The sequence below is a fragment of the Rhodospirillaceae bacterium genome (genome assembly GCA_018660465.1).
Classification (GTDB): Bacteria; Pseudomonadota; Alphaproteobacteria; order Rhodospirillales; family JABJKH01; genus JABJKH01.
Map to the genome: position 1 here is coordinate 1 of JABJKH010000121.1, position 11,234 is coordinate 11,234.

The 11,234-nt window shown below is 50.5% G+C and carries 11 protein-coding genes; 4 read left to right on the forward strand and 7 right to left on the reverse strand.

Translation table 11 applies throughout. From position 1 onward, the window contains the following. Nucleotides 1–20: 20 nt before the first annotated feature. Nucleotides 21–170 (forward strand): hypothetical protein, encoded by a 150-nt coding sequence (locus HOM51_20155; GenBank protein ID MBT5036832.1) that lies wholly within the window; start codon nucleotides 21–23, stop codon nucleotides 168–170. A gap of 328 nt (nucleotides 171–498) precedes the next feature. After that, a complete protein-coding gene (locus HOM51_20160; GenBank protein ID MBT5036833.1) occupies nucleotides 499–1,821 on the forward strand; it encodes a Vps62-related protein in 1,323 nt (440 codons plus the stop codon). Nucleotides 1,822–1,966: 145 nt separating this feature from the next. Here the strand turns inward: HOM51_20160 and HOM51_20165 are convergent, their stop codons facing one another. The 3 genes from HOM51_20165 to HOM51_20175 all read right to left on the reverse strand — a co-directional run bounded on the left by HOM51_20165 (nucleotide 1,967) and on the right by HOM51_20175 (nucleotide 6,114). Further along, entirely contained in the window at nucleotides 1,967–2,971 is a 1,005-nt protein-coding gene (locus HOM51_20165) for a Gfo/Idh/MocA family oxidoreductase (protein ID MBT5036834.1), read from the reverse strand. A gap of 143 nt (nucleotides 2,972–3,114) precedes the next feature. Continuing rightward, complete coding sequence (locus HOM51_20170; protein ID MBT5036835.1) at nucleotides 3,115–5,058, reverse strand: TRAP transporter fused permease subunit; 1,944 nt, start codon at nucleotides 5,056–5,058, stop codon at nucleotides 3,115–3,117. A gap of 75 nt (nucleotides 5,059–5,133) precedes the next feature. Beyond that, entirely contained in the window at nucleotides 5,134–6,114 is a 981-nt protein-coding gene (locus HOM51_20175) for a TAXI family TRAP transporter solute-binding subunit (protein MBT5036836.1), read from the reverse strand. Between the two features lie 380 nt (nucleotides 6,115–6,494). Here HOM51_20175 and HOM51_20180 point away from each other — a divergent pair, with 380 nt between their 5' ends. Together HOM51_20180 and HOM51_20185 are read left to right on the forward strand one after the other, a co-directional pair. Next, nucleotides 6,495–7,400 (forward strand): CoA transferase subunit A, encoded by a 906-nt coding sequence (locus HOM51_20180; GenBank protein ID MBT5036837.1) that lies wholly within the window; start codon nucleotides 6,495–6,497, stop codon nucleotides 7,398–7,400. Then, a complete protein-coding gene (locus HOM51_20185; GenBank protein MBT5036838.1) occupies nucleotides 7,400–8,131 on the forward strand; it encodes a CoA-transferase subunit beta in 732 nt (243 codons plus the stop codon). Before HOM51_20180 ends, HOM51_20185 begins: the two co-directional genes overlap by 1 nt. Here HOM51_20185 and HOM51_20190 read toward each other — a convergent pair. The 4 genes from HOM51_20190 to HOM51_20205 all read right to left on the reverse strand — a co-directional run bounded on the left by HOM51_20190 (nucleotide 8,114) and on the right by HOM51_20205 (nucleotide 11,057). Then, nucleotides 8,114–9,157 (reverse strand): adenylate/guanylate cyclase domain-containing protein, encoded by a 1,044-nt coding sequence (locus HOM51_20190; protein MBT5036839.1) that lies wholly within the window; start codon nucleotides 9,155–9,157, stop codon nucleotides 8,114–8,116. The two genes, HOM51_20185 and HOM51_20190, sit on opposite strands and share 18 nt — an antisense overlap. Beyond that, on the reverse strand, nucleotides 9,157–9,543 hold the full coding sequence (locus HOM51_20195; GenBank protein MBT5036840.1) for a DUF1987 domain-containing protein: 387 nt from the start codon (nucleotides 9,541–9,543) through the stop codon (nucleotides 9,157–9,159). The genes HOM51_20190 and HOM51_20195 overlap by 1 nt, the downstream gene beginning before the upstream one ends. 15 nt (nucleotides 9,544–9,558) lie before the next feature. Next, nucleotides 9,559–10,119, reverse strand: coding sequence for a hypothetical protein (locus tag HOM51_20200; GenBank protein ID MBT5036841.1), 561 nt, complete (start codon nucleotides 10,117–10,119; stop codon nucleotides 9,559–9,561). Between the two features lie 218 nt (nucleotides 10,120–10,337). Further along, a complete protein-coding gene (locus tag HOM51_20205; protein MBT5036842.1) occupies nucleotides 10,338–11,057 on the reverse strand; it encodes a HAMP domain-containing histidine kinase in 720 nt (239 codons plus the stop codon). Between the last annotated feature and the right edge of the window lie 177 nt (nucleotides 11,058–11,234).

The following is an 11,234-nucleotide window of genomic DNA, read 5'->3' on the forward strand; positions in this document are numbered from 1 at the left end:
CCTGATCTGCGGAGAGCATTATGGCCAGCGGCCATCAAACAGTGCCGCATCAACAGGCCGAACACATGGCAGCACCGACCAAGCGTTGCATCAGCGTTCAAATTAACCCTTGCCAACAGGGAGCCGTCCACACATGGCTATTTGCGGACTCTACCAGAACATCAAAATAACGTCTGGTTTTCTACGGATATCGGAAGTCGAAAACGTAAAATCCGAATTTTGGAATTTGATGTCTGCTTTCAAGTGGTAAAGTGGACGTCAAATCATGCTGTTGAAAATGATGGCTGCTGACCCAACCTGGACATTCGATGACAAACTTCAGCCTTGTAGTATATGTCCGTATGGATCGAGCTGTGGCGCGAGATGAATTTTTGCGGAGTAGCGGGTGGATTTTCACGGCGCGAGCGTTATTGTGGACGGGCGGAATTTCCGCAACAATATGGGGTCGCTCCAACGAGCGGCTATCCGACCACGGCGCTTGGAAAGGGGAACCGCGACATGTCGAACGGAACTAAGGTAATTTCGCTGGCGCTGGCAGTTTTTGCAGCCGCCGTTTTCTCTCAGCCGCCCTCCGCTTACGCAGTCGACTATTCAAGAAAAAATGCGCAGGATTTGGCTTTCTGCATGGGAATGATGCGCTCGCTGGCGACGCTAAGTAAGGAAAGGCCGCAAATAAACCGGGTCAGACGCATCAATTATGCCGCCGAGGAGTATGTAACCTCGCGCAGAATTACGTCACCAAACGATTACGAAAATTCTGAAAGGTCAGGCGCCAAGAGGCTGAAGAGATTGGCCGAAAGGGGCAAAACGAAACGGCTCAAGAGATCGGTCAGGGAATGCGGGCCGAAAATTCAACAGTTTTTGGAGCTTTCCGGATCGCAAAAGATCGCCGGGCTTACGCCACCGTCCGCACTGGACGAGTTCGCCGCAGAGTTCGCCCGGGGATTTGACCTGAAACCCAGCTGCTCGATTTCTCCTGTCTGGAAGGATAAGGGGATAAGAGCCGACCTGGAGGGATATTTTTTCAAGCCCCAACTGCCGAGGCGCTACCGCTACATCGGCGGGTACGGTACGGGATCGGAAGACGGAAAGCACTGCGTCATAATCGCCCGCCCCCCGGCAGCCAAGGCCGGGAACACGCGGGCACTGCTGGCACCGCCCAGGGACTGGGCCTTGATATGGAGAAGCGTGGGAAGCCGCGCCAGGGATCATGGGTCGATGTGGCGGGGGGTGCCTCCGAACCGGAACTATGTATGCGTCGGCAGCGTTGCCCAGACTGGGTTCACCAAGCCCCGTGATCCGGATTACCGGTGCGTTCGCCGCGATTTGGTCGAAAGGGTTTCGGCGTCCAAATTGATCTGGTCGGACAGTGGCTCCCAGGCGGATGAGGAAATAACCGTGTTGGAACTGCCCAACACCGGAGCCTTCGTCGCTCTAAAGGGACGGCATGAAAGCGTCGATAGATTTGATGTCAGTGCCGGCCTCATCGCCGCCGCCGCCCAAAATCGCGCGACCAGAAAAAAGGACGCTAAATTCCATAAGGGCCGGCGCAAGCTTATCGAGAGCGGAACTCTCGCGGCTTACGTCCGCAAAAAGAAATGGTGCGGTCGCAAGGTGCGCGTCCGCGTTCAGTCCACCGACCCAGATAATTTTATCGGCGAGAAGGTAAACCTGCAGCGCATGCTCGGAGCACTGCGCGACGTGCTGAAGTTCGAATGTCGAAAGGCTCGCGAACTGCAGGTGCGCGGTTTCGTGCGTGACAACCGGATGTACGTGGGAAAATACGGTGCCTCCACCGCCTGGCAATTGGAGGACCGGTAATTAACCCAAAAAGTCGAAGCCCTGTTCGACCCGCCCGATGAACGTCCTATCAGCATGATTCCCCAAGTTTTACGTCCGCTTTGTGAAGGCAAAGCGGACGTATTTGAAGGTTAGCGATTAAATTCAAAAATGACCCAGGCTATACCTAGACGTCGACGGCTTGGCCGAGTTTTGCTGATCTGACCGCAGCTTCCCAAAGTGCTGGAGTTGCAATCATTTCCTCATCTGTCATGGGATAGGGTGCAACACCAGTTACGGCGTCAGCAAAGGCGTCGAATTCTAGAAGCAATGTATCGGCGACGTCGTAGTTTTTAACCGTTTCACCGTCCTCACCACTCTTGTCACTTTCGCCATTGCCGTCCTCAATCGTGCGACGAACCAATCGATGATGATTTCGCAATTCAGCCCAACCTTTTGTCCCGAACACAGCAAGCCGCCACATGAATGCGGTCGCATCCATTGTGCCAAGGTAGCCACTCGTTCCGGCGCCAAACTGGAGCAGCATCGCCGTCGTGTCATCACAATCATCCAAGACTTTGTGTGTGCTGATCGCATTGACCTGTTTTATCGGGCCGGCCAAACCGATCATGGCATCAATGGCGTGAAGGCCTTTGCCCGCCATCGCTCCCATCGGACTTTCACTGGGATCAACCCGCCATGCCCCTTTTTTTCTATTGAGACCGCCGAAGCCTGAGTGGTTTCCTTCGATGTGTAAAATTTCTCCAAGCGCGCCAGACCTGACAAGTTCCTGCAGTTCCTGATAGGCGGGGTAGAACCGACGGTTATGCGCTACGGCTAAGACAATGCCGGCATCCCGACATGCCTTCACTGAGTCCTCCGCAGTCGCTTTATTCAGTGTAAAGGGCTTCTCGCAGAATACGTGTTTACCGGCTGCTGCTGCTTGCTGGACCTGCTCCGCGTGGGTGCTGTGTGGGGTAACCAAGATAACGGCATCAATATCGCTACGCTGTAGCAAATCGTTATAACTTGCGGTTAGGGGGAAGCCATGGCTTCCCGCAAAGGCCTTAGCATTATCCGATAAGGTTTCGGTTCGTCCGGCAATGATTTTAATTTTGTCACTTTTGCCTTGAACAGAATTTACAAGAATCTGTCCCCAGCGCCCAAGGCCTATGATAGCAGCATTAATCATCGATCAATCTCTCAACAATGTCCGAATTTCTTAATCTTATAGACTGCCGTTATAGGTGCCAGCAGGAATTGAAGAGAGCCCACATTTTTCATGACGATGCGACCAGTAACAGGTGCAGTCATGCGAGGTCTTCATTTTTTTTATTAGGCAGCGGCAGTTTCAATTTTTGCGTAACGAGAGCGTTGGCTCATGAAGATGATCGCCAGAATGGCACCACCCACAAGCTGTGTCACCAGCGAAGGCCAGAACATTGCTAGGGCCGCAGCGCCAAGTACTAAGCGCTCAGGAGTCTCAACTTTGACGTACATGAAACCGACAATGGCTGGCGCGAGTGCGAAGAATCCACAAATAGCGGCGATCATTGTTTGCGCTAATGCTATGGGCTGGTCGAGCAACAAAATCGGTGTGAACGCGAACATGACTGGAATTACGTACATGCCCTTCGCCGTTCTGAAAGCGGCCCAAGCGGCTTTGCTCGGGTCGGCATCTGCAATTCCAGCGGCGGTATAGGCCGGCACGCACACCGGTGGGGTAAACGAGCTGTCCAAGCTGAACCAGAACACGATTAAGTGCGCACCCAATAATGATAATGACCAAGGCGCACCAATCTCCAAAAGAGCTGGCACTGCCATAACGGACAGCACGATATAAGCGGCACTGGTTGGAAGCCCCATGCCTAAGACAAAGGAAGCGACGCCAACCAGGACAATCGCCAGGAACAAATTATCGCCGGCAAGCGAGATCATCATCGTTGAGAACTTAATTCCAAGTCCGGTCTGGAAAAGTGTGCCCATGACTAAGCCCACGGCACCAACCGCGGCGCAAATAGGCAGTGAGCGGATGGCACCGCTTTCTAGCGCGCCAATGATGTTGCCGATCCCGCGTTTAACGGAACCAAAAATATCGCTCGCGCCGATGCCATCAGATCGCGATTTCTGGAACAGAGTCAGCATACCTTTGAGGGCTGCTAAGATAATGATCGATAAAATTCCAATGAGGCCGGAAAATGGCACGCCGTAGCCATACATTAGCGCGATGATGATGATGAAGGGCGGTAGCAGGTAGTACCAGCCCTCCTTTAGAACTTGCCATGTTCGCTCCAACTGGTCGGCCGGCAGGCCGACGAGCCCCCCCTTGCGCGCCTCCAAATGTACAATGTTGTAGACGGACAGGAAGTAAAGCGCACACGGAAGAATAGAGACCTTAACGACCTCCCAATAGCTGATGCCGGTGAATTCAACGATGAGGAACGCTGACGCGCCCATGATCGGTGGCATGACTTGTCCGCCGGTGGATGCTGCCGTTTCGATGCCGGCGGCAATTTCGGCCTTGAACCCGGTTTTTTTCATCATCGGAATTGTGAACGGGCCCGTCGTAGCCACGTTGGCATTGGCACTGCCAGTGATGGAGCCCGTCAGGGCGCTGGCAAAAACCGCTGCCTTTGCAGGGCCACCGCGCAGTCGACCGGCCACCGCCATCGACAGCCGGCAGTAGTAATCCGCTGCGCCCATACGGTCCAGGAAAGCACCAAATAAAATGAACAAAAATATGAATATCGAGAAAACCCCAAGCGGCAGGTTCCAAAGGCCTTCCTGCGCGAGATAATGATGGTCAATCATGTGTGCAATGCTGGAGCCTCTGTGCGCGAATTCCCAGGGGAAATACGGTCCCCAATACGTATAAACTAAAAATACGGCAACAATGATCGGGAGCGCGTTGTTTATTGTCCGCCGCGCCGCTTCAAGAGTGAGAAGAATTGCGATGGTTCCAAGAATATAGTCTTCCAATCTTAAGGGATCGACATAAAACAGCCGGGCATTGAAATACGTCGCGTTCGTTACCGGGTAGCCAATGGATAGGACGACGCAGCCTACCAGTACGGCGGTAATCAACCCGTCGTATTTAGTGCCCCCATTTTCCCGAAACACGAGGAAGATGAGCGTTAACCCAAATAGATAGGACGTCCCGCGCTGAAATATGAGTTCGTAACCGCCCGTATAGGCAATAACGATATGCCAAATCGACATCCCCACAGCGAGCGCCGTAATCAAATATCGAAGGCTCCAATGATCTGTTTTATCGGTCATGGCTAAATCATCCCCGTGTGGACAGCGGTGCTACCCACACGGGGATTTACCTTCGTTTCGCGATAGACTGCGAGCCTACATTACGCCCATTTCTTTGTAGAACTTGATCGCACCTTTGTGGAACGGCAATCCTTTGACGCCCGCGCCACGCTTCGGATCCCACTTTTTGAAGATTTTGTGGACCGCTGACAGTGCTTTTTTATTGTTCTTGATGGTCTTCAAGAGACTGTAGACCGTGTCTGCACTCATCTTATCAGTAGTCAGCAGAACACCTGAGAGCCCCATTGAATGGGTGTCCTTGTCGTTACCCTTGTAAATGCCGCCAGGAATAACACAGGGCGTGTAGCCATGCGTGGCGAGCATTTTTTTAACATTGTCGGACATGCCCATGAACTTGAGATCGCGCCCCAAGGCGGCCTGAAGGCCCGCGCCTTGCGGGTCACCCGAGTTATGAAAATAAATATCGATCTGTTTGGAGCGGATCGCGCGTGACATGGCGCCTGCGCCCGTGAACGTCTGCTTGTCTCCTCGCTTCGCCATTTTTTCATAGCTGGATCCCAAAAACTTGGAGATCAGATAACCCGTATATTCAGAGCTGGTTCCCTTTTTAACGAGCGCAATTTTAAGGGCTTTTTTCGACGAGACGATGTCTTCCCAGCTTTTAATGCCCGAATTATACAGTTCCTTGGCGACATATTGATGATAGCAGGAATCCCAGAATTTTGCGATAACGCGCAGATTCTTATACGGCTTTTTAAACGGTGTCGTACCAGCGATGGCCGTCGCCGTGAAGTTTGAAAAAGAGAACGCAAGGTCTGCCCCACCTGTGCCGAGCCTGGCCGGATTTGCACGCCCACCGCCCGGTGAAACAGCAAATTTAGCCGCGGATTGATTTTTATTAAAGACATCGGAAATGCCCGCACCAAGACGGCCCATGGTTCCGCCAAGGCTACCGACGGCGAGTGAATATTGATCAGCAGCGTATGAAGCCGATGGAGTGGATATTGCAAAGCCAAAGCCCATGGCCATTACTAACATAGGTGTTCCGTAACGCATTAAGGTCTCTCCCTGTATGAAGTTGCTATGATTGCTCGCAGCATCTCTGGTTCTATACACCAAACAAATGCCGCCAGATACAAACTATTGCGACAGATATTACTAAATTTATTCTGTTACGCGTTTTATTCTGTGTCAAGACGGTGCGTCTTATGAAACAGTTGCCCATATCCATCAACAACATCATCAAAATCGAAACTTTTGGTTTTGAAGCGTTCTACCTACGGTTTTGAAAGCACCAATCTGATGCGATTCCAGTTGCGATCAACTTTGCACACTTGCTTGGAGTTTGAATAAGCTGGAAAATGTTAACGCGCTTATCACCCTGACGAAGAAGGAGATTTCGGCTTAGTAATATTTCAGGCCGAAGGTACCACGCGATGGATAAATCAAAGTCCCTATCTCAAGCAGTCAGCGAAAACATCAGCAACGGCGACACAGTGTTTGTTGGTGGGTTTGGACATTGTGTGCCGTTCGCCCTTGGCCATGAAATCCTTCGGCAACAATTGACTGACTTGACCATTTGTCGCTCGGGCGCGGATATCCTGTTCGATCAAATGATCGCCGGGGGGGCTGTCCGAAAAATCATCTTCGGTTATTTTGGAAATCCCGGCATTGGCCTCAGTCACGCCTTTCGCCGCGCCGTTAAGGACGGCACTCTTGAATATGAAGATTGGACCAATTTCGCGATGATGCTGCGCCTTCACGCGGCTCAACTTGGGGTTCCTTTTCTACCTTCCAGAATTTTACAGCTTGGAGATATGGCCAGGCTGGGTGAACTTTCTGGAACCTCGATCCAGGTTGAGACCATGGAATGCCCCTACACGGGGGACCATTTGGCCTGCATCCCGGCTCTCGCACCTGATGTCGCTGTGGTTCATGCACCACAGGCGGACACAGCCGGGAACATCCAATTTCACGGCGTAGACGGCGATACCGTTATGGGAGCGCTTGCTTCCAAGCGAATCGTCGTCACTGTTGAACGATTCGTTGACGCTGATGAGATTGCCCGCATGCCGGAACGGACCCGACTGCCAGCGCATCGTGTGAACGCCGTGGCACTCGTTCCTTGGGGGGCACACCCTTCGTATGTGGATGGAGACTATGGCCGGGATGACGAACATTTCCGAATGTATGACACGATTTCCAGGGACGCTGACACGCTAATGGATTATCTGAAAACGTGGGTCTATGACTGCCCGGATCGAGAGGCATATCTCAGATGTATTGGAGAAGACCTACGGAGCGAATTGAAAGCGCGAGTGCGTGAGAGGATGGACACCTAATGAAGTTAACGGCTGCCGCCCAACTTGCCTTCGCCGGCGCGCGTGAGCTTTCGAGTGACGATGCCTGCTTTGTCGGCATTGGCATACCGTCTGATGCTGCGGTACTCGCCAAGCACACACATGCACCGGACATGTCGTTAATTTTTGAATCAGGCGTAATTGGGTCGGATCCTTTGACGCCACCCCTTTCAACTGGCAGCCCGTCAGTTGCCGAGGGAGCTTTGATGATCACCGATGGGCTAACGGTCTTTGGTGAACTTCAGGCCGGAAGGATCGATGTCGGATTGCTATCGGCAGCACAGGTTGATCAGCGCGGCAATCTCAACAGCACAGCAATCGGTTCCTATTCATCTCCAAAGCTTCGGATGGTCGGTAGTGGCGGTGCCCACGATATTGCGTGTTTGGTCGGGAGGGTGATTATTCTAATGCCGCACGATCCCCGGCGATTTGTTGATAACGTCGATTTTGTGACCAGCCCCGGCACAGATGCCGAAGCTCGAAAATCTTTAAAGTTGGGTGGAGGGCCTTCAGCATTGGTGACCGAACGGGCTCGGTTTTCTTTTGAAACGGGTCTGGCTCAGTTGTCGACGGTTATGCCGGGATATAGCGAAGAAGATGCTCTTGACGGTATCTCGTGGCCGGTTGAGCGGAGCGAAAATTTTAAAGTTCTGGAGGCTTTCTCCGACACTGACCTTTCCGTCGCTCGCCAGCGATTAACGCATCTTTTCTAGCTTGGTGAGTCGCTTAAGGGCCGATTTTATTTCTTTAATAGTCTGGGGACCGGTTTCTTCGTCCAATTTATCGAAATCTAGAAACAGTTTCATGCCGTCGTTTTCGGCACGCAGGAACCGGCTTTTCTCGTTAATGTCCTTAAAGATTCCGATTAGTTTATAGGGGCTAATCTTGCGGTGAATTCCTTTTACGGTAATCGTATCGCCTTTCTCTGCATCAACGAAGTCTTTGACCAGGGCGTAGGTTTCATAAGCTATCGTGATCCCATCAGGATCGGCCACACTTTCTAGCCGGGCGGCCAAATTCACTTCGCCACCGATGATCGTGTAATCCATCCTTTCTTCGCTACCGAAATTGCCAACATTGCAATAGCCTGTACTGATTCCGATGCGTACTTGGAAGGGTCGGGCGTAGCCCATTTCTGTCCACTTGGCCCTTAGGCCCACCATATGACGTTGCATGTCGATTGCCATGCGGACACAACTCAAAGCGTCTTCCTGCACACCGTTTGTCGTCGGATCACCAAAGAATATTAAAATTGCATCGCCAATAAATTTATCGATGGTGGCACCGTGCTTCAGGGCAATTTCCGACATTTCCGTTAGATAATCGTTCACGAGGAAGGTAATGTCTTCGGGCTCCAGATCATCGGTCGTTGCAGTGAAATCTTTGATATCGGAGAAGAATATAGTCAGTTTTTTACGTTCGGTTCTCAGTTGGACGGCTTGTTCACCGCTAAAGATCGATTCATAAATCTGCGGCGAAAGATATTTTGAAAGTTTTGAAGACAACCCTTCCAGCATGGCGTTCTTTTCGTCCAAACTTTTCGCCACTTTGTTGAGTTCTGCCTCATTACGATCACTCACACGAACCAATCTTTTTGTAGATTTGGAGAGCTTTTCATAATTTTTCAGAAGCTCAGCAAAGGCATCGCGAGATTTAGGGTCGTTGATTCCTCCGTTTGAAAGCAGTTCTTTTGCTTCAGCGATAATATTTTGTTCTTTTTCGAAAAGTTCGAAACTCATCAGACCTCCATCGCCTTTAGTTCAAACTTTGCGTGCTCTAAATCTTCGCCGAATTCCTCCCCCATTTCTTCCATGTTGTCGTCGTCTTCTTCGTGAATCCAGGTGACGGTCACATCATTGCCGCTCTCCGCCGTTTCATCGAAGGTCTCAAATAATCCCATGAGAACCTTTGCGGTCGAACTGTTAAAATAGATCAATTCGAAAGTGAATTGTATGGTTGCTCCAGACAGTCCGGAAAGATGTTCTTCGAATTTTGAGATAATCGGACCATAAAATGCCGTGATGTCTTCAGGATATGACTCGCCCTTTACGAGGTACGTGTTCGTATCGAAATTGAAGTCGATTTCGGGCGATCGCTCGGAACCTTCGATTTTTATATTTTCCATCATCATACTCCTCAATTACATGTAGGCTTTTAGGCAAAAATAAGAATGCTCGTCATCGACATTTTCAAAATCGAACTCGAACCCATTTTCTGCACGTCTGGCAATGTCAATGAACCCGACGCCGGCTCCTTTACTGCCTTCGGGTGTGTCGCCCTTTAATGTTTCTTTATATAGCGCTTTCAAGCCGTCTTTATCGAGATTCTGAATGTGACTTAACGACTCCTTTAAACGTTCGACGTCTTTCTGCATTATCAAGTTTCCGCAGGAAACGAAATAATTATCCTTATCCTTGCTCTTGCCGACTGTAAGCACGCCGTACCTTAATTCCTTCGACTCATTTTCGACGTTCTCCGGTTCCCCTTCGGCGGAATACCGGATCACATTTTGCACCTGTTCAACAAAGATTGAGAACAAACCCTTGGAAGTCCGCTTATCAGCGGCTTCATGTTCCAGCTTTTTTTTGATGGCGTTTCCTATTCCGGACAAAACGTCTTCGGTGATATAGCCGCTATAGCAGAAGATAATACCCTTTTCTTGCAGGTACCCTCTGAAATCGTATGTGTCTTTGGCTAGCATTACTCGCACCTCACCAATCTTTTTTAGCCTATCTGATTTCATACAACCATAACATTCCAGGCTATACAAAGTTCATATTCGGCATCACCTCTAACCACGGTGATGCGCCTCTCTTCGCCGCAACCTAGCATCAATTCGATCAAATCCATATCATGGTTTTGATCGACAAAAAACAAACCGCCTTGCACACGTGCGAATCTCTGGCGGGTATTTAGGCTCTAGGCACCACAGGGCAATGAAACGGTGAACGTTGTTCCTTCGCCAATTTTACTCTCAACGTCAATCTTTCCCTTGTGGGCGGCGACGATCTTTTTAACGATCGCCAGTCCCAAACCCGTACTTTTTTCATCCCCAGTGGGTCGAACGCTGGTCTTCTGAAAAGCGCCGAACAAGCTGTTTATTTCGTCGGGTGGAATGCCAGGCCCCTGATCTGTGACCGCAATTTTTACCCATCCATTATCTGTATTAACAAAAACGGTTATTATAGTACCCTTTTCTGAAAACTTAATCGCGTTTGAGATCAAGTTGTCGATCACCTGACCCAATCGGTCGCCGTCAAATTCCACATCTGGAACATTGTCCATTTCGGTTTTAACACCAATATTTTTGTACTCGGCGGCCACCGCCATCAATTGCGATCTTTCCTCTACCAATTTTCGGACGTCATCCATGACAGGTGTCATCGTTAGTTTCCCGCTTTCAATCGCGGAGACATCTAGAAGATCACCCAATAACCGGAGCATGCTGGCGCTGACTTGATTGATGATACCAGTGAATTCGACCCGGTCTGCTAGGTCCATGTCAGGATCCTCGACCATCAAATTGCTAAACCCGTTAATCAGACTACACGGACTGCGGAGATCATGCGCGGCCATTCCAACAAATTTATTTTTCAATTCATTGAGTTCGACTAACTGTAATTGTTGGAGGTCGCTCATTCGAACAAGCCGATTGGATTGGCGCACGAACCTGCCATTGTCCGTCGTCATATAAATTGGAACAATCACCGGCCTGATCTAAAGGAGGATCTGGCTCATCTGGTTCAAGATATTAAGCGGCGTATTTGCGGTATTGCAAGCGCCGGTGTTCCATTGTTTTCAGTTTGATCCTTTCCC

Coding starts and splice junctions, on each gene's coding strand:
- HOM51_20155 (MBT5036832.1), top strand. CDS start 21: ATGGCCAGCGGCCATCAAACAGTGCCGCATCAACAGGCCGAACACATG.
- HOM51_20160 (MBT5036833.1), top strand. CDS start 499: ATGTCGAACGGAACTAAGGTAATTTCGCTGGCGCTGGCAGTTTTTGCA.
- HOM51_20165 (MBT5036834.1), bottom strand. CDS start 2,971: ATGATTAATGCTGCTATCATAGGCCTTGGGCGCTGGGGACAGATTCTT.
- HOM51_20170 (MBT5036835.1), bottom strand. CDS start 5,058: ATGACCGATAAAACAGATCATTGGAGCCTTCGATATTTGATTACGGCG.
- HOM51_20175 (MBT5036836.1), bottom strand. CDS start 6,114: ATGCGTTACGGAACACCTATGTTAGTAATGGCCATGGGCTTTGGCTTT.
- HOM51_20180 (MBT5036837.1), top strand. CDS start 6,495: ATGGATAAATCAAAGTCCCTATCTCAAGCAGTCAGCGAAAACATCAGC.
- HOM51_20185 (MBT5036838.1), top strand. CDS start 7,400: ATGAAGTTAACGGCTGCCGCCCAACTTGCCTTCGCCGGCGCGCGTGAG.
- HOM51_20190 (MBT5036839.1), bottom strand. CDS start 9,157: ATGAGTTTCGAACTTTTCGAAAAAGAACAAAATATTATCGCTGAAGCA.
- HOM51_20195 (MBT5036840.1), bottom strand. CDS start 9,543: ATGGAAAATATAAAAATCGAAGGTTCCGAGCGATCGCCCGAAATCGAC.
- HOM51_20200 (MBT5036841.1), bottom strand. CDS start 10,119: ATGCTAGCCAAAGACACATACGATTTCAGAGGGTACCTGCAAGAAAAG.
- HOM51_20205 (MBT5036842.1), bottom strand. CDS start 11,057: ATGAGCGACCTCCAACAATTACAGTTAGTCGAACTCAATGAATTGAAA.